This is a genomic window from Saliphagus sp. LR7 (assembly GCF_003344565.1).
Classification (GTDB): Archaea; Halobacteriota; Halobacteria; order Halobacteriales; family Natrialbaceae; genus Saliphagus; species Saliphagus infecundisoli.
The window spans coordinates 58,336-74,993 of the sequence record NZ_QPND01000011.1; the positions used below are offsets into that span (position 1 = coordinate 58,336).

The window sequence follows — 16,658 nt, forward strand, 5'->3', positions numbered from 1 at the left end:
CCTGCTTACTGCATTCCCCAGGCTCCAAGCAGCGAGTTGAGCAGTCCCTTCACGACGAGGCCCAGCCCCGCGATGGCGAGCGCGATCCCCGCCGCGACGATCAGGTTCGCGTAGGCGACGAGCGCGATCCCGACGAGGACGAGCGCCAGCCCGGCGATCCCGACGGCCCCGAGTTTGTCGAACATGTCCCTGGAAACCCCCCTCCGATCCATCAACCTTACGACATGGCGGCCTCGGAGCTCAGAACTCGATCCCGATGTCGCCATCGCCGGAGTCGTTATCATCGTCCCCGTCGCTCGAGTCGTCGCCTCCGTCATCCCCGTCGTCATCGAAGCCCGGACCGTCGGAGTCACTCGAGAGGCCATCGCCGCCGTCATCGCTCCCGTCGGCCGGTCCCCCGTCGTTCTCGTTTCGACCGTCGCCCGCTCCGTTCCCCTGGCTTCCGGGACCGGCCCCGTCGCCGGCCGTGGGTCCGTCCTCGTCGTCCGCTTCGCCGTCGTCCGCGTCGTCGAACAGGGACCCGAGGTCGTCGTCCGCTCCGCTGTCGTCCGTTCCGCCGTCACCGTCCTCGCCGTCGCTTGAGGGATCGCTCGCCGGGGTCCCGTCGCCGTCCTCGTCGCCGAACGACTCGTCGTCGCTGCTGTCGGTCGCGTCGTCCGCACCTGCGTCCTCGTCGTTCGCCTCGCTCCCGTCGCCCTCCCCGTCAGCGCCGTCGGCCGACCGACCGTCCGCGGGCCGGTCGGGTCCGTCGTCTCCGGGTTCGTCGTCCTGGCTCTCGCCCTCGTCGGTCGGCGTGTCGCCTCCCGTCCCCTCCCCAGTCCCCTCGGAGTCGGCGTCGCCCGACTCCTCTCCGTCACCCGCGGTCTCCGGGGAGCCGTCGCTCCTCGCGTCGGCCCCGTTCGCGCCACCCCCATCGTCGGTGGCCGTTGCCGGCTCCCCGCCCTCGAGTTCCGGGCCACTCCCCGCCGGGTCGTCGTCGGAGCCGACGAGGGCGTCCACTACGAGTGGGCCGCCGACCGTGAGGATCGTACCGAGGACGAAGACGCCGATTCCGGCGGCGACGAGCCCCGACTGGAGGTCGAGGTCCCGAACCTCCTCCCAGGGCGGGCGCGAAGCGTCCCCGGGGTCCGGTCGCTCCCGGTCGTGGCTCGATCCGTCCTCTCCGTCGGTCCCGTTCATCGTGGGTCGGAGTCCGCTTCCCGCCGATCGCCGGCGTAGCGGTCGTTGGCCCAAGTACGGGGTCCGTGGGTTATTATACTGGCGCTAAACGCCCGCTTCGTCCGTCGTGCCCGGGAACAGCGACGGTGTCGGCAGCGAGGGAACGACGCCCGAACCCCGCGGGAAGGATCTCCGGGAGGGAACCGGGAGACTCCGTTCCGCCGGTTAGCCCCCACATAAATTCCATACGATAGGGAATGTATTTATGCAGGGAGCCTCGAACGGGGAACCATGTTGGCCGAGTTGACCGGCTTCCAGCGAGATTTGTTGTTCGTCCTCTGTGGGATGGACACGCCGAGCGGAAGCGAGATCATGCGCGAGGTCGAACAGTCCCAGGATCGGTCGGTGCTCCACGGCCGGCTCTACTCGAACCTGGACGAACTCGTCGAGGCGGGGTTCGTCGAGAAGGGGGAACTCGACGGGCGGACGAACTACTACTCGCTGACCGAGGCGGGCTACGAGCGGCTCCGGGCCCGCCACGAGTGGGAAGGGGGATACCTCGAGGCGCGCTCGGGGGAGACGGACGCCGAGTAGCTCCTACCCCTCCGTCCGCACCGCGACCTCCGACTCGCTGGCCTCCCACTCCTCGCGGGAGACGGTGTAGCGATGGCAGTCTTCGGGCTCGCCGTCGATGACGACGAAGTTCCGTACCAGTCCCTCGCGGCGGCCACCGTGGGCCTCGACGTACTTCTCGATGGCGCGGTTCGAGCGGTCGTTGTCCGCGTCCGCGGTGACCGCCACGCAGTCGAGGTCGAGGCGGTCAAACGCCACCGCCATGAACGCGGCGGCGCGCTCGCCGGAGTACCCCCGGCCCCAGAACCGTTTCCGGAGCCAGGTGCCGAGCGTCATCGTCCGCCGATCCCAGTCGACGCCGAAGCCGGCCATCCCGGCGATCTCGCCGGCGCCCTCCTCGCCCTCGCGGGGGTAGACCATGTAGGACGCCCGTTCGTTCTCCTCGCGACCCTCGTCGACGCGCTCCAGAAAGTCAACGGTCTCCTTTGGCGTACTGTGGGGCTCCCAGGTGACGTACTCGGTGACCTCGTCTATCCCCGGGTCCGACGAACAGATCTCGTAGAACTCGAGGACGTCGACCGTCTCGGGGTCGGCGGCCTCGAGGCGCAGTCGGTCGGTCTCGATCGTCTCGGGGAACAGATCCATGGGTCCTCCGACGGACGGTCGCACAAAAGCGTTGTCGCGGGTGTGGGAAGCGTGGCCGTAGGTCACTCGCGCTCGGCGACCGCGCGTTTCAGCGAGAGGACGGTTCGCTCGAACCCACAGACCAGTTCGTCGTCGCCGTTGAACGCCTCGACGCGCATCGTGACGACCCCGCGCTCGCCGTCGCTGGTCTCGCGCTTGTCGGTGACCGTCGAGCGCGCGCGGATCGTGTCGCCGTGGAACACGGGGTTTGGGTGTTCGACGCCGTCGTACGAGAGGTTCGCGACGATCGTCCCGTCGGTGGTCTCGGGGATCGAGAGCCCGACGGCCAGGCTCATCGTGTAGAGGCCGTTGACGACCCGCTCGCCGAACTCGGTGTCGGCAGCGAACTCCCGATCCAGGTGCAGAGGCTGCTGGTTCATCGTCATGTCACAGAACCGCTGGTTGTCGCCCTCACTTACCGTTCGGCGTTTCTCGTGGTCGATCGTCTCGCCGACGGTGAACTCCTCGAAGTAGCGTCCGGCCATATCCGGTGTAGCACCACGACCCCCAAAAACGCTCGCCGCCGGCCCCACGATTGACGGTGCCCCGGAGAGCAGTGAGGATATGGCCCGACGAAGCCTGCTCTTTACCCCCGGCGACCGTCCCGAGATGATGCGAACGGCCCTCGAGTCGGGGGCCGACGCCGTGATCTTCGACCTGGAGGACGCGGTCTCGCCCGACCGGAAGACCGCCGCGCGCGAGGCGGTGGGCGACCTGCTGGCCGACGCCGCAGATGCCGAAAGCGAGGTCTGCGTCCGCGTCGAGTCCGGGCGGGCGGCCGAGGATCTCGACGCGGTCCTCGGTCCGAACGCACGCCTCGACACGGTCGTCCTCCCGAAGGTCGCGGCGGCCGAGGACGTCGAGGCGGTCGCGGCGCTCTTGACGAACCGCGACTCGGCGGCGGGCGTGTTCGCGCTGATCGAGAGCGCCCGGGGAGTGCTTTCCGCCCACGAGATCGCCGCCCACGACCGGACGGAGGCGCTGATCTTCGGCGCCGAGGACCTCGCGGCCGACCTCGGGGCCTCCCGGAGCCGAGAGGGGACGGAGGTCCTCTATGCCCGCCAGCGGGTCGTGCTCGCCGCCGCCGCCTACGACCGGGACGCGATCGACACCGTCTTCACGGAGTTCGGGGACAGCGAGGGGCTTCGCGCGGAGACGGCACGGGCCCGCCGGCTGGGCTACGACGGAAAGCTCGCGATCCACCCCGACCAGATCGAGGCGATCCACGACGCCTTCCGGCCCGACCCCGAGGAAATCGAGTGGGCCGAGCGCGTCCTCGCGGCCGAACGGGAGGCCAAGGGAGGGGTGTTCGAGGCCGACGGCGAGATGATCGACGCGCCGCTTCTCTCCCGCGCCGAGCGGATCCTCGAGCTGGCGAGCGCGGAGTGACTCCGGCCCACGCCCGTCCACTCCTTTAGGGGGATTATATGCCGTTCGGGCACGAACCCCATGATTTACGGTGATGTTCGCCACACTTATCCCACGTTCGCCGAATCCACTAGGCATGTCTGCCGACGTGAACCCTTTCGAGAGCCTCCAGTCCCAGATCGACGAGGCCGCGGCCCACATGGACGTCGCCGACGACGTCGTCGAGCGGCTCAAACACCCCGAGCGGGTCCTCGAGACGAACCTGACCGTAGAGCGCGACGACGGTACCCTGGAGCGGTTCAAGGCCTTCCGCTCGCAGTTCAACGGTGACCGCGGCCCCTACAAGGGGGGCATCCGCTATCACCCACACGTCAGCCGCGAGGAGGTCAAGGCCCTCTCGGGGTGGATGGTCTACAAGTGTGCGATCGTGGACATCCCCTACGGCGGGGGGAAGGGTGGGATCGCGATCGACCCCGCGGAGTACAGCGAGACCGAACTTGAGCGCGTCACCCGCGCGTTCGCGGCCGAACTCCGCCCGCTGATCGGCGAGGACCGGGACGTGCCCGCACCCGACGTCAACACGGGCCAACGGGAGATGAACTGGATCAAGGACACCTACGAGACCCTCGAGAACACGACGGCGCCGGGAGTCGTCACCGGGAAGTCGCTCTCGAGTGGCGGCAGCGAGGGCCGCGTCGAGGCGACCGGCCGCTCGACGGTGATCGCCGCACACGAGGCCCTGGAGTACCTCGGCCGGGAGATCGAGGGCGCGACGGTCGCCGTCCAGGGTTACGGCAACGCGGGCTCGATCGCCGCCCGACTGGCCGACGAACGGGGCGCGCGCGTGGTCGCCGTCTCGGACTCCAGCGGCGGGATCCGAAGCGACGACCGCCTCGACCCGCGGGCCGTCAAGTCCCACAAGGAGGAAACCGGCAGCGTCGTCGGCTACCCCGACGCCGACAGCGAACTCACCAACGAGGAACTCCTCACGGCCGACGTCGACGTCCTGATCCCCGCGGCCCTGGAGAACGCCATCGACGGCGACCTCGCCGAGGACGTCGAGGCCGACCTGATCGTCGAGGCCGCCAACGGGCCGCTGACGCCGCGGGCCGACGACGTCCTTGCCGAGAGCGAGGTGACGGTCGTTCCCGACATCCTCGCGAACTCGGGCGGCGTCACCGTCTCCTACTTCGAGTGGGTCCAGAACCGCCAACGTTTCCACTGGTCCGAAGAGCGTGTCAACGACGAGCTCGAGACGATGGTCGTCGACGCCTTCGACGCCCTGACCGACGCCTACGAGAACCACGGCGCCGAGGACTTCCGGACCGCGGCCTACGTCGTCGCCGTCCAGCGGGTTGTAGACGCCTACGAGGAGTCCGGTACCTTCCCCGGCGCGTAGCGACCGGGCGACAGCCTTTTGTTCCGGCGGGGAATCCCGGAGAGCGTCGTCAATGCTCCTCGAACGGCTCTCCGTCTACCGCGACCGCGTCCGGAGAGCGTTCACGGCCGCCCTGGAGGAAGAACACACCGACCGGGAGATCGCCGCGAGCTTCGCCCTCGGAACCTTCATCACCGCGATGCCAACCGGCGGGCTCGGCCTCGGACTGTTCGTCGTTCTCGCCTATTACCTCGAGTGGGTCAGCAAGACCGCCATCTTCGCCTCCGCAGTCGTCCTCAACCCCCTGGTCAAGCCGGTGGTTTACGTCGCCAGCTACCAGCTCGGTGCCCTCGCCTTCGGCACCGAACCGGTCGCCGTCTTCGACCGGCCGCTCGCCGACGCCGCGGTGACCGCCGTCCAGCTTCTCGTGCTGGGCAACCTCGTGATCGCCCTCGTCCTCGCGGCCGCGGGCTACGCCCTCTCCCTGCGGATCGCCCGCGAACACCGCCGTCGCCGGGAGACGGGACGACCGCTCTCCCCGGCCGCGGCGGTTTCCTCGTTCGTGGATCGGCTACGGCGGTAGTTAGAGCCCGAGTTCCCGCCCGATGACGAGGTGCTGGATCTCGCTGGTTCCCTCGCCGATCTCCATCAGCTTCGCGTCGCGGTAGAACCGCTGGGGCGCGAAGTCGGTGGTGTAGCCGTACCCACCCAGGACCTGGACGGCGTCCTCTGCGACCTCGCGGGCCGCCTCGCTGGCGTCGAGTTTCGCCAGCGCTGACTCGCGAGTAACGGGGTCGCCCTGGTCGTAGCGCCAGGCCGCCCGATGGGTCAAGAGGCGCGCGCGCTCGGTCTTTCGATGCATGTCCACGACCATGTCCCGGACGGCGTCGAACTCCGAGATCGGCTGGCCGAACTGCTCGCGCTCGGTGCTGTAGTCGCGGGCGGCCTCGTAGGCACCCTGGGCGAGCCCCGTCGAGAGCGCCGCGATCGAGATCCGCCCGCCGTCGAGAGTTCGCTTGGTCTGCTCCCAGCCCTCACCCTCTTCGCCGAGCAGTCGGTTCTCGGGGAGCCGGACCCCGTCGAGCTGGATCTCACAGGTCGGCGAGGCGTTAAGCCCCATCTTCTCCCAGATCGTCGTGACCTCGAAGCCGTCGTCGTCGGGATCGACGATGAACGTCGAGATCCCATCGTAGCCCGCCTCGGGGTCCGTGACGGCCTTCACCAGTATCGATCCGGCCTCGGAGGCGTTCGTGATGAACTGCTTTGTACCATTCAGCACCCACTCGTCGCCCTCCTGTCGGGCAGTCGTGGACATGTTCGAGGCGTCGGACCCGCTCTCGGGTTCGGTCAGCGCCCAGCCGCCCACGTACTCGCCCTCGGCGAGCGGCCGGAGCCACTCCTCTTTCTGCTCTCGCGTCCCGAAGAGCTCGATCGGTTTCGAGGCCAGCGAGACGTGGGCGGCGTAGGAGAGCCCGATCGAGCCCGATACCCGGCCGAGTTCCTCGGTGATGACGGCGTACATGAGCTGGTCGCCGCCCAACCCCCCGAACTCCTCGCTTACCGGGACGCCCATCACGTCGAGGTCGGCGAGCTGGTCGAAGACCTCCTCGGGGTAGCGGTGGTCGTCCTCGATCTCCTGGGCGATCGGGGCGATCTCGGCCTCACAGAACTCCCGGACGGTCTCCCGGATCATCCGGTGTTCGTCGGGCACGTCGAAGTCCATGGTCGTTCGTTACCGACGAGGGGAATAAACGCACCGTCCTGTCGCTGGCGGGTTGCCGTCGTGGTGCCGTCGGGATCAATGCCCCAGAAGTTCACCAGCCATCCGGCAGACTGTCCGCTCGTCCAGTCCGGGACACATTTACCGCGTGGTTGCTAGGCGTCTACACATGGACCTCCGCCAGCTCGCCCGGGGCACCGTCGAGTGGGGCCGGATCGAGCGGGTGGTCCGAACTCTCGCCGAGCGCTACGGCCGCGAGGAGGTCCGCGTCGAGTTCGTAGAGAGCGACAACTGGCTCTCGACGCCGCTGGTGATCGACGAGGAGTGGTTCGTCAAGATCGTCTCCCGCCAGAACGCCCTCGTCCACGGCCTGCTCACTACGGGGCGGAACGTCGGCGCCTTCTCGTCGGGGACGGAGGGCTTCTTCGACCGGTTCGACACCCCACTCCAGATGGTCGAACACGAGCACGAGGCCACCGAGCGGATGCGCGAGATCGGACTCAACGCGCCCCGGCCCGTCGACGCCTTCGAGGTCAACGGGCTCGGGGTCCTCGTCCTCGAGTACCTCCCCGCCTTCGAGACGTTCGATGACCTTCCCGACGACGAGGTCCGCGAGCGCGCGCCCGACCTCTTTTCGATGCTCGCCGCGCTCCACGACCACGGCCTCGCCCACGGCGATCTCCGCGCGGAGAACGTCCTGATCCGCGACGACGAGATCTACTTCATCGACGCGACCCGCCTCCAGGCGGGCCGGGCCAGAGAGACGCGGGCCTACGACCTCGCGTGTGCCCTCGCGGTGCTCGAGCCCCGACTGGGCGCCCGGGAGGCGGTCGCGGTCGCCTACGGGACCTACGGGTCCGAGGACTTACTCGCCGCCCGGGAGTTCCTCGATTTCGTCCGGCTGCGCCCCGACCACGAGTTCGACTCGACGCGGCTCCGCAGCGAACTCGAGAAGGTCGCCGACCTCGGCGAGTAACCTCCGGCGCATAGCAGGCTTTTTCACGGCGCCCGGCGAGTATTGCCAGTAATGAGCGATCAGGGTTACGGCCACTACGTCGACGGCGAGTGGGTCGAGGGCGACGGCGAGAGCTTCGAGAGCAGGAATCCGGCGACCGGTGAGACGCTGGCGACGTTCGCCAGAGGCGACGAGAGCGAGGTCGACCGGGCGCTTTCGGCCGCCGACGACGCCTTCGCGGAGTGGCGCCGGCTGTCGTACATCGACCGCGCGGAGTACCTCTGGGAGATCTACCACGAGCTCCGGGACCGCCACGACGAACTCGGCGAGATCGTTACCAAGGAGTGCGGGAAGGAACTCTCGGAGGGGAAAGCCGACGTCGCCGAGGCCTGGCACATGGTCGAGTGGGCGGCTGGCAACGCCCGCCACCCCCACGGCGATGTCGTCCCCAGCGAGGTCGGTGCCAAGGACGCCTACATGCGCCGCAAGCCCCGGGGCGTCGTCGGCTGTATCACCCCCTGGAACTTCCCGGTCGCGATCCCCTTCTGGCACATGGCGATCTCGCTGGTCGAGGGCAACACCGTCGTCTGGAAGCCCGCCGAGCAGACCCCCTGGTGCGGTCAGATCATCGCCGAGATGTTCGAGGAGAGCGGGATTCCCGACGGCGTGTTCAACATGGTCCAGGGCTTCGGCGACGCCGGCGCGTCGATCGTCGAGGACGACCGCGTCGATACCGTCCTCTTTACCGGCTCGGCGGAGGTCGGCCAGGAGATCGCGAGTTCGGTCGGCGGCGAACCCGGCAAGCTCGCGGCCTGCGAGATGGGCGGCAAAAACGGGATCGTCATTACCGAAAAGGCCGACCTCGATATCGCCGTCCACTCGGCGATCATGTCCAGCTTCAAGACGACCGGCCAGCGCTGCGTTTCGAGCGAGCGCCTGATCGTTCACACCGACGTCTACGACGAGTTCAAAGAACGGTTCGTGGATCTCGCCGCCGACGTCACCGTCGGCGATCCCCTTACTGAGGAGTCGTTCATGGGCCCCGCGATCGAGGCCGACCACGTCGAGAAGATCGGTCGGCACAACGAGGTCGCCCGCGAGGAAGGTGCAGAGGTACTGGTCGATCGGTTCGACCTGGAGGGCGAGGACCTCGCCGGCGACGCCGATCGGGAGGAGGGCCACTGGGTCGGTCCGTTCGTCTACGAGATCGGCTACGATCCCGAACTTCGATGTCTCAAAGAGGAGTGTTTCGGTCCCCACGTCGCCCTGGTCGAGTACGAGGGGGACATCGAGCGGGCCGTCGAGATCCACAACGACACGCCCTACGGGCTGGCGGGCGCGATCATTAGCGAGGACTACCGCCAGATCAACCACTTCCGGGACTACGCCGAGGTCGGCCTCTCATACGGCAACCTCCCCTGTATCGGCGCGGAGGTCCAGCTTCCCTTCGGCGGCGTCAAGAACTCGGGCAACGGCTATCCGAGCGCCCGGGAGGCGATCGAAGCAGTAACGGAACGGACCGCCTGGACGCTCAACAACTCGAAGGAGATCGAGATGGCCCAGGGGCTGTCGGCGGACATCAGGACGGGCGGGACCGACGAGGACTGAGACGGCGCCGCTCGATCAGCGGACGCCGAGAGGACTCGAGCGGTCGCACTCGACGGGCCGACTACGACGACCCGTCCCCGTCGAGCACCGCCTCCCTCGCCTCTGAAGTGAGGTTCGACGACACCGCACGGTCGTTCTCGAACTCCCCGAGGACGAACTTCGAGGACGTCTCGTTGACGCCGTCGATCGCGACGATCCGGTCGATGAGGTCATTCAACTGATCGCGCGTCTGGACGCGGCTCACGGCGACGAAATCGACGTCGCCCATGGTGTAGTAGACCTGCTCGACGCCGGAGAGCGCGAGCAGGTTCTCGCCGATGTCCTCGGAGTACCCCCGTTCGTGGGCCACCATGACGTCGGTGATCGCGGTCAGTTCCAGTCCGAGCGCCAGGGGATCGACGTCGGCCGTGATCCCCTGGATGACACCCTCCTCTTTGAGCTTGTTCAGCCGGTAGTGGACCGCGGACTTCGAGAGGTCGAGCTCGTCGGCGATCGTCTCCAAATTGACGTCGAAGTCGGCTTCAACCTGCTCGAGCAGCGCGAGGTCCGTCTCGTCGAGATCGGGGGCCGTGCGACGGGAATCGCTCATGGCCCCTAGTCGAGGGTACCGGACCATGAACCACTCGGCTCTCACCGTCGGCGCTCCCCGATGGCGATCGGCCCGTTCAGTCGTCCATCGCGTCGTCGGAGACGTCGAGACCTGCGTCGAGGGCCTCGACGGCCTCGTCGACGTCGTCCTCGGTGATCGAAAGCGGCGGAGCGAGGATCAGCGTGTTGATCATGTTCGCGACGTAGGTGCCGTGGTCGCCCGCGGTCGCGGCCACCTCGTCGACGACGGTGGTACCGGGGGAGATCTTGTCCTCGCGTTCGCCGAAGGGGACGCGCTCGTCGGCGCGTTTCGTGAGTTCGATCCCCCGGAACAGGCCGACCCCGCGCGTCTCGCCCACGCTCGGGTGAGCCTCGTCGAGTTCGTCGAGTCGGTCGCCGAGGTAGGCACCGATCTCGCCGGCCCGCTCGATCAGGTTCTCCTCGCGGTAGGTCTCGATCGCCGCGAGGCCAGCCGCGACCGCGACCGGGTGGCCCGAGTAGGTGTGGCCGTGACAGAACATCTCCTCCTCGAAGTGGTCGGCGATCTCGGGGGTGACGATCGTCGCGCCCAGGGGCTGGTAGGCTCCCGTGAGTCCCTTCGCCATCGTCATGATGTCGGGGGTGACCCCGAAGACGTCACAGCCGAACCACTCGCCCGTGCGCCCGAACCCGCTCATCACCTCGTCACAGATCAGGAGCGCGCCGTGGTCGTGGGCGATCTCCTTGAGTCGGGGCAAGTACTCGTCCGGCGGCACCAGAATGCCGTTCGAGCCAACGATCGGCTCGACGACCACCGCGGCGACCGTATCGCCCTCGAGGGTGAGCATCTCGTCGATGTACTCGAGGCTCTCCATGGGGTCGAGCGTCGAGCCGTAGGCGTAGGGATCGGGGGCCTTGATCGTTCCCGGCACCCCCGGCTCGGCCATCAGCCGCCGGGGGTCGCCGGTGACGCTGATCGACCCGTGGGTCGCGCCGTGGTAGGAGCGATAGCGCGAGATGATCTTCTGTTTGCCCGTGTAGAATCGTGCGATCTTGACCGCGGCCTCGACGGCCTCGGTGCCGCTGGTCGAGAAGAACGTCTTCGTGAGATCGCCCGGCGTGATCTCGGCGAGTTCGCGCCCCAGTTCCGACCGCGCCTCGGTGGTGTACCCCGGCGAGACGAAGGGGACGTCCCGGATCTGTTCGGCGACCCGGTCGGCGACCCGATCTGCGGAGTGGCCCAGGTTCGAGCACATGAGCTGGCCCGAGAGGTCGATGTACTCCTCCCCGTCGGCAGTCGTGAACCTGACGCCGCTGGCGTCGACGACCTGCGTGGGATCGACTTCCTTCTGATAGGACCACGTGCCGAAGACGTGCTCGCGGTCGGTCCGCTCTACCTCGTTGGCGCCCTCCGTGGCTGATTCCTGGTCGCTCATACGTCCCCCCTACTCAGCACTCTCTGATTAGTCTTTGGCTCAAATCCGGAAGTGGCGGACGAAGGACGACCGCCAGCGGAATAACGGAACAGAAGTCGACGATTCGGACGTTTAGATGAATTTCGTCGCAAAGACTTAAGGCCGAGAGCACGCATGCACGGGTATCGCATGCAACTCGATACGACCCCGCCGTGGGACGACGTACGGAACTACATCGACGGCGACTGGCGCGCGCCCTCCGAGGAGGGGCTCGACGTCGTCAACCCGACGACCGGCGAGACGATCTCCTACGTCGGCTTCAGCTCCGACGAGGAGGTCGACGAGGCCGTCCGGGCCGGACAGGCGGCGTTCGAGGAGTGGCGGAAGACACCCGTCGAGGAGCGGATCCAGCCGCTGTTCGCGCTCAAGGAGCTCCTCGAGGAACACCACGACGACCTCGCGCGGGTTCTCGTCCAGGAGCACGGCAAGACGCTCGCCGAGGCCAGGGGCGAACTCCGGCGCGGGATCGAGAACGTCGAGGTCGCCTGCGGGATCCCCTCGATGATGCAGGCGGGCCACCTTCCCAACGCCGCTCCCGAGATCGACGAGACCGCGGTCCGGAAACCGCTGGGCGTGTTCGCGGCGATCACCCCCTTCAACTTCCCCGGAATGATCCCGCTGTGGTTCCTTCCTTACGCCGTCGCGACGGGCAACTCCTTCGTCCTCAAACCCAGCGAACAGGACCCCGTGGTGGCCCAGCGACTGTTCGAGCTCATGGAGGAAGCCGGGTTCCCGGACGGCGTGGTTCAGCTCGTCAACGGCGGCGTCGACACCGTCAACGCCCTGCTCGACCACGAGGGGATCGAGGGGGCTTCCTTCGTCGGCTCGACGCCCGTCGCACGCACCATCTACGAGCGGGCGGCCAAAAGCGGCAAGCGCGTCCAGGCTCAAGGTGGAGCGAAGAACCACGTCATCGTGACCGAGAGCGCCGATCTCGACTTTGCCGCCGAGAAGACGGTCTCCTCGGCGTGTGCGTGTGCGGGCGAGCGGTGTCTCGCGAACGACGTCGTCGTCGTCGACGAATCGGTCTACGACGAGTTCGCCCAGCGGGTCGTGGACGTAGCGAAGAACCAGACGGTCGGCGACGGACTCGACGAGGACACTGACATCGGCGCGCTGATCAGCGCCGACCACGAGTCGAACGTCCGCGACATGATCGCGACGGGCGTCGACGAGGGGGCCGAACTCCTCGTCGACGGCCGCGACGTCGAGGTCGAGGAGCGTCCCGACGGCAACTTCCTCGGCCCGACCGTCTTCGGCGACCTCGACCCCGAGATGACCCTCGCGCGCGAGGAGACGTTCGGCCCGGTGCTCGGCCTCCTGCCGGTCGCCGACGTCGAGGAGGCCATCGACGTCTTGAACCGGAGCGACTTCGGCAACGCCGCGAGCCTGTTTACGGCGAGCGGTGCGGATGCCCGGAAGGTCCGCCACGAGGCCGACGTCGGTAACCTGGGGGTCAACGCCGGCACCGCCGCCCCGATGGCGTTCTTCCACTTCGGCGGCTGGAAGGATTCCTTCTTCGGGGACCTCCACGCCCAGGGCGACGACATGATCCGGTTCTACACGGACGAGATGGTCTACATCGAGCGCTGGCCCGACGCCTGAGCCCGAACGGCCCGTTCGACCCGCCAGCACCGACCGGCCGACGTCGGTTCGAGCGGCGACTATCGAATTAATTCGAGTTATTCCGAAGAACAGTGAACGTTCGACCATCAATTAGCGGAACCGATAGACATATTGGGAACGGACGAGTCGTGTGGTCGTATGCCACTCGAGGAGTTCGCGATCACGTTCAAAGGAGATATCTCGCCCGAGCGGACGGTGGCGCTCGCGGGGCTCGCGGAGGACGCGGGGTTCGACTACGGCTGGTTCTACGACTCGCACGTCCTCTGGAAGGATCCCTACCCGCAGATGACACAGCTGCTGGAGAACACCGACCGGATGAAGACGGGGACGCTCGTCACCAATCCCAAAGTACGGGACGTCTCGGTGACCGCGAGCTCCTTTGCGGGACTGAACCAGCTCTCGGGCGGCCGCGCGGAGCTGGGCATCGGCCGCGGCGACAGCTCGCTCCGGATGCTCGGCGAGGAGCCCGTGCCCTGGCACGAGTTCGAGGAGCAGGTGGACTACATCCGCGAGCTCCACCGTGGCGAGGCGATCGAGCACCCTGACACCGGCCGGGAGATCGAACTCACGTGGACCGACACCGAGCTCGTGACCTGGGTGGCCGCCTACGGCCCGAAGATGCTCGAGCTCGCGGGCAGGATCGCCGACGGCGTGATCCTCCAGATCTCCGATCCCTATCTCGTGGGCTGGTTCGTCGACCAGATCCGCGAGGGCGCGCGCAAACACGGCCGGGACCCCGACGAGATCAGGGTGATGTCGTGTGCGCCGGTCTGGCTCAGCGAGGACGAAGAGGAGGCCCGCGACAGGCTCCGGTGGTTCCTCGCGATGGTCGGCAACCACGTCGCCGACCTCGTCGACACCCACCACAAGGGCGACCAGCTCCCCGAGGAGCTGACGAACTACATCGAGGGCCGGAAAGGCGAGGGCGCCGAGGGCGGCTACGACTACACCGAACACGCAGAACAGGACGCGGATCATTTAGAGTGGATCCCCGACCCGATGATCGACCGCTTCTGTGTCCTCGGTACGCCCGAGGAGCACGTCGCGAAGCTCGAAGAGCTCGAGGATCGGGGCGTCGATCAGTTCAACGTCTATCTCATGTCGGGCGAGGAGGCCAGACACGTCGAGACCTACGGGCGGGAGGTGATCCCGGCGTTCACCGACGGGAAACAGTACGCCGAGGCGGGTATCGACTCGTAAGCGGTGGGCACGGGTCCGCGCTCGTCGCCGACAGCGAGGTTCCGCGTCCGCGCCCCGGTAGGAGTCCGCCCGGAATCCGATACCGGACGCTCGCGCCGCCCCGGTGTGCATAGATCCAACTACGTTCCAAAAAACGGGCCGAACATCGAAACAATCTTCGTATAGATTTCGGAATGTCGAAAACAACCCGAACATCTAAGTCAGTCTCCCGACGTTGTTCACAGCGTAATGTTCGCACACCGACTGACTGACGTTTCATCCGACCGATCGGGGCCCGCCCATGGCTGAGGGCGGCGATGCACCCGCCGGGTCGGCCGACGACGAGAGCATGGTGCTGTACGGGGTCGACGACAAGCCACCGCTGGGGCAGTCGATCCTGCTCGGCGTCCAACACTGGATGACGATGGTCGGCTCGACGATCGCGATCCCGCTTGTGCTCTCGGGGTCGCTCGGGTTCGACGCCGCCCAGACCGCACAGCTCGTCGGGACCTTCTTCGTGGTCTCGGGGGTCGCCACGCTCGCACAGACCACGGTCGGAAACCGGTATCCGATCGTCCAGGGCGGGACGTTCTCGATGCTCGGGCCGGCGATCGCCATCATCGGCGTACTCGCGACCAGCGACGCTTCGTCGACGGTGATGATGCGCGAGCTCCAGGGGGCGATCATCGTCGCCGGGCTCGTCGAGGTCGCCATCGGCTACTTCGGGCTCTTCGGCCGCCTGAAGAAGTACATGGGGCCGATCGTGATCGCGGTCGTGATCAGTCTCATCGGGCTGGCGCTGCTCAGCGTCGGACAGATCACCTCCGCGACCCAGAACTGGTATCTCGCGGGGCTGACCCTCGCGTTGATCGTGTTGTTCTCCCAGTACCTCAACGCGCGCTCGAAGGTGTTCAAGCTGTTTCCCGTGCTCCTCGGACTTGGGGCCGCCTACCTGATCGCGGTCGTGGTTTCGGTGGCCGGCATCGCGAACGTCGTCGACCTGAGTCCGGTGGCGTCGGCACCCCCGGTCCGCGGGATCGTCCCCTTCCAGTGGGGGATGCCGCTGTTCACCGGATCGTTCATCGTCGGGATGCTCGCCGGCATGCTCGCCTCGGCGATCGAGAGCTTCGGCGACTACCACTCGGTCGCCCGGATGGCCGGAGAGGGTGCTCCGAACAAGAAGCGGATCAACCACGGCCTCGGGATGGAGGGGATCGGCAACGTCTTCGCCGGGATCATGGGTACCGGCAACGGCTCGACCTCGTATACCGAGAACGTCGGCGCGATCGGAATTACGGGCGTGGCCTCGCGCTACGTCGTCCAGATCGGTGCCGTCGTCATGATCATCGTCGGCTACGTGGGCTACTTCGGGGCGTTCGTGACGACGATCCCCGACCCGATCGTCGGCGGACTGTTCCTCGCGATGTTCGCCCAGATCGTCGGCGTCGGCCTCTCACAGCTCCAGCACGTCGACATGAACCAAAACCGGAACGTGTTCGTCGTCGGCTTCGGGCTGTTCGCCGGCCTCTCGATTCCCCAGTACGTCGCGAACGTCCAGGCTTCCGACGTCTCCTTCGAGGCCGGGCTCGCGGGCGTTCCGGTGTTGGGGTCCGTTCTCGGCATCCCCGAGGTCGCGAGCACCATCTCGATCGTGCTGGGAACCGAGATCGCCGTCGGCGGCATCGCGGCGTTCGTCCTCGACAACACGATCCCCGGGACCAAAGAGGAACGCGGCCTCACCGCCTGGGAGGAGATCACCGAGGACGAGACCGCCTTCGAGCCGTTCCACGAACGGTACCTCTCGGACGACGGCTCCGCCGACAGGACCGTGGGTGACGACTGATGGCCCACGCCCGCGAGGCGACGACAGCGGCCGGATCGCCGCCGAGTTCGGGGGGCGACGCCGGAACCTCGATCACGAAGACGTCGCTGCGGACGGGGGGATGGCTCGGGTACGACGAGGACGCCCTCTACGTCGCCCGCGACGATCGGATCAAACTCCGCGGGGAGGACGTCACGCGGATCACGCTTCGAGTCGTCGAGTGGGACCTGGTGGTGATGAGCCTCCTGCTCGTCGGCGTCGGCGGCTACGTCTCGATGACGGGCAACACCCTTGTGGGGATCGGGTTCGCCGTCGTCGGGGCACTGAGCCTCTATCGGACCTACCGCAAGCGCTACGAGCTCGAGATCCGCGTCGAGGGCGGGAAGTCGGTGACGGTCTACCCCGCCCATCCGAAGCGGTGTCACGAACGCCTCGCCGGACACCTCGACTGACCGTCCCCTGTTCGGCCGAGGGGGTCACCGCGCGATCCCGCTGGATAATCGACTGGAAATAAACGGTAAATACGGGCGTTTCATCGGACATCG

General features: G+C 67.2%; 17 protein-coding genes. 10 read left to right on the forward strand and 7 right to left on the reverse strand.

The features are described 5' to 3' along the window. Nucleotides 1-5: 5 nt before the first annotated feature. Nucleotides 6-185, reverse strand: a complete 180-nt coding sequence (locus DVH23_RS15015; RefSeq protein ID WP_114578249.1) for a hypothetical protein — start codon at nt 183-185, stop codon at nt 6-8. Between the two features lie 55 nt (nt 186-240). Further along, complete coding sequence (locus DVH23_RS15020; protein WP_114578250.1) at nt 241-1,179, reverse strand: hypothetical protein; 939 nt, start codon at nt 1,177-1,179, stop codon at nt 241-243. A 273-nt stretch (nt 1,180-1,452) separates the two neighbouring features. On the opposite strand from DVH23_RS15020, the gene DVH23_RS15025 reads away from it, so the two are divergent. After that, nucleotides 1,453-1,752 carry a PadR family transcriptional regulator gene (locus DVH23_RS15025; RefSeq protein ID WP_114578324.1) on the forward strand — a complete coding sequence of 100 codons (300 nt, stop codon included), beginning with the start codon at nt 1,453-1,455 and terminating at the stop codon, nt 1,750-1,752. Between the two features lie 3 nt (nt 1,753-1,755). Here the strand turns inward: DVH23_RS15025 and DVH23_RS15030 are convergent, their stop codons facing one another. Both DVH23_RS15030 and DVH23_RS15035 read right to left on the reverse strand, forming a co-directional pair. Further along, nucleotides 1,756-2,370, reverse strand: a complete 615-nt coding sequence (locus DVH23_RS15030) for a GNAT family N-acetyltransferase (protein ID WP_114578325.1) — start codon at nt 2,368-2,370, stop codon at nt 1,756-1,758. 68 nt (nt 2,371-2,438) lie between these two features. Beyond that, a complete protein-coding gene (locus DVH23_RS15035) occupies nt 2,439-2,900 on the reverse strand; it encodes a MaoC family dehydratase (RefSeq protein WP_114578251.1) in 462 nt (153 codons plus the stop codon). Between the two features lie 79 nt (nt 2,901-2,979). On the opposite strand from DVH23_RS15035, the gene DVH23_RS15040 reads away from it, so the two are divergent. The 3 genes from DVH23_RS15040 to DVH23_RS15050 all read left to right on the forward strand — a co-directional run bounded on the left by DVH23_RS15040 (nt 2,980) and on the right by DVH23_RS15050 (nt 5,744). Then, nucleotides 2,980-3,804 carry a CoA ester lyase gene (locus tag DVH23_RS15040; protein WP_114578252.1) on the forward strand — a complete coding sequence of 275 codons (825 nt, stop codon included), beginning with the start codon at nt 2,980-2,982 and terminating at the stop codon, nt 3,802-3,804. A 115-nt stretch (nt 3,805-3,919) separates the two neighbouring features. Next, entirely contained in the window at nt 3,920-5,182 is a 1,263-nt protein-coding gene (locus DVH23_RS15045; protein ID WP_114578253.1) for a Glu/Leu/Phe/Val dehydrogenase, read from the forward strand. 52 nt (nt 5,183-5,234) lie between these two features. Then, complete coding sequence (locus DVH23_RS15050; RefSeq protein ID WP_114578254.1) at nt 5,235-5,744, forward strand: DUF2062 domain-containing protein; 510 nt, start codon at nt 5,235-5,237, stop codon at nt 5,742-5,744. Here DVH23_RS15050 and DVH23_RS15055 read toward each other — a convergent pair whose 3' ends face one another. Further along, nucleotides 5,745-6,884, reverse strand: coding sequence for an acyl-CoA dehydrogenase family protein (locus tag DVH23_RS15055; protein ID WP_114578255.1), 1,140 nt, complete (start codon nt 6,882-6,884; stop codon nt 5,745-5,747). It lies immediately after the preceding gene. Between the two features lie 166 nt (nt 6,885-7,050). Here DVH23_RS15055 and DVH23_RS15060 point away from each other — a divergent pair, with 166 nt between their 5' ends. Continuing rightward, on the forward strand, nt 7,051-7,857 hold the full coding sequence (locus DVH23_RS15060) for an RIO1 family regulatory kinase/ATPase (protein WP_114578256.1): 807 nt from the start codon (nt 7,051-7,053) through the stop codon (nt 7,855-7,857). Nucleotides 7,858-7,908: 51 nt separating this feature from the next. Then, nucleotides 7,909-9,444 (forward strand): aldehyde dehydrogenase family protein, encoded by a 1,536-nt coding sequence (locus tag DVH23_RS15065; protein ID WP_114578257.1) that lies wholly within the window; start codon nt 7,909-7,911, stop codon nt 9,442-9,444. A gap of 61 nt (nt 9,445-9,505) precedes the next feature. Here DVH23_RS15065 and DVH23_RS15070 read toward each other — a convergent pair whose 3' ends face one another. Then, nucleotides 9,506-10,033, reverse strand: a complete 528-nt coding sequence (locus DVH23_RS15070) for an Lrp/AsnC family transcriptional regulator (RefSeq protein ID WP_114578258.1) — start codon at nt 10,031-10,033, stop codon at nt 9,506-9,508. 76 nt (nt 10,034-10,109) lie between these two features. Further along, the gene (locus DVH23_RS15075) at nt 10,110-11,447 is read right to left on the reverse strand and encodes an aspartate aminotransferase family protein (protein ID WP_114578259.1); all 1,338 of its coding nucleotides are present in this window, start codon (nt 11,445-11,447) and stop codon (nt 10,110-10,112) included. Between the two features lie 168 nt (nt 11,448-11,615). Here DVH23_RS15075 and DVH23_RS15080 point away from each other — a divergent pair, with 168 nt between their 5' ends. The 4 genes from DVH23_RS15080 to DVH23_RS15095 all read left to right on the forward strand — a co-directional run bounded on the left by DVH23_RS15080 (nt 11,616) and on the right by DVH23_RS15095 (nt 16,565). Then, nucleotides 11,616-13,091, forward strand: coding sequence for a CoA-acylating methylmalonate-semialdehyde dehydrogenase (locus tag DVH23_RS15080; RefSeq protein ID WP_114578260.1), 1,476 nt, complete (start codon nt 11,616-11,618; stop codon nt 13,089-13,091). A gap of 159 nt (nt 13,092-13,250) precedes the next feature. Then, entirely contained in the window at nt 13,251-14,312 is a 1,062-nt protein-coding gene (locus DVH23_RS15085) for a TIGR03842 family LLM class F420-dependent oxidoreductase (RefSeq protein ID WP_114578261.1), read from the forward strand. A gap of 280 nt (nt 14,313-14,592) precedes the next feature. Further along, nucleotides 14,593-16,134, forward strand: coding sequence for a uracil-xanthine permease family protein (locus DVH23_RS15090; protein WP_198667943.1), 1,542 nt, complete (start codon nt 14,593-14,595; stop codon nt 16,132-16,134). Continuing rightward, complete coding sequence (locus DVH23_RS15095) at nt 16,134-16,565, forward strand: hypothetical protein (protein ID WP_114578262.1); 432 nt, start codon at nt 16,134-16,136, stop codon at nt 16,563-16,565. Before DVH23_RS15090 ends, DVH23_RS15095 begins: the two co-directional genes overlap by 1 nt. Nucleotides 16,566-16,658 lie beyond the last annotated feature (93 nt).

Excerpts from the sequence above, each read along its gene's own strand:
- DVH23_RS15015 (WP_114578249.1), bottom strand. The coding sequence starts at position 185 with ATGTTCGACAAACTCGGGGCCGTCGGGATCGCCGGGCTGGCGCTCGTC.
- DVH23_RS15020 (WP_114578250.1), bottom strand. The coding sequence starts at position 1,179 with ATGAACGGGACCGACGGAGAGGACGGATCGAGCCACGACCGGGAGCGA.
- DVH23_RS15035 (WP_114578251.1), bottom strand. The coding sequence starts at position 2,900 with ATGGCCGGACGCTACTTCGAGGAGTTCACCGTCGGCGAGACGATCGAC.
- DVH23_RS15040 (WP_114578252.1), top strand. The coding sequence starts at position 2,980 with ATGGCCCGACGAAGCCTGCTCTTTACCCCCGGCGACCGTCCCGAGATG.
- DVH23_RS15045 (WP_114578253.1), top strand. The coding sequence starts at position 3,920 with ATGTCTGCCGACGTGAACCCTTTCGAGAGCCTCCAGTCCCAGATCGAC.
- DVH23_RS15050 (WP_114578254.1), top strand. The coding sequence starts at position 5,235 with ATGCTCCTCGAACGGCTCTCCGTCTACCGCGACCGCGTCCGGAGAGCG.
- DVH23_RS15055 (WP_114578255.1), bottom strand. The coding sequence starts at position 6,884 with ATGGACTTCGACGTGCCCGACGAACACCGGATGATCCGGGAGACCGTC.
- DVH23_RS15060 (WP_114578256.1), top strand. The coding sequence starts at position 7,051 with ATGGACCTCCGCCAGCTCGCCCGGGGCACCGTCGAGTGGGGCCGGATC.
- DVH23_RS15065 (WP_114578257.1), top strand. The coding sequence starts at position 7,909 with ATGAGCGATCAGGGTTACGGCCACTACGTCGACGGCGAGTGGGTCGAG.
- DVH23_RS15070 (WP_114578258.1), bottom strand. The coding sequence starts at position 10,033 with ATGAGCGATTCCCGTCGCACGGCCCCCGATCTCGACGAGACGGACCTC.
- DVH23_RS15075 (WP_114578259.1), bottom strand. The coding sequence starts at position 11,447 with ATGAGCGACCAGGAATCAGCCACGGAGGGCGCCAACGAGGTAGAGCGG.
- DVH23_RS15080 (WP_114578260.1), top strand. The coding sequence starts at position 11,616 with ATGCAACTCGATACGACCCCGCCGTGGGACGACGTACGGAACTACATC.
- DVH23_RS15085 (WP_114578261.1), top strand. The coding sequence starts at position 13,251 with ATGCCACTCGAGGAGTTCGCGATCACGTTCAAAGGAGATATCTCGCCC.
- DVH23_RS15090 (WP_198667943.1), top strand. The coding sequence starts at position 14,593 with ATGGCTGAGGGCGGCGATGCACCCGCCGGGTCGGCCGACGACGAGAGC.
- DVH23_RS15095 (WP_114578262.1), top strand. The coding sequence starts at position 16,134 with ATGGCCCACGCCCGCGAGGCGACGACAGCGGCCGGATCGCCGCCGAGT.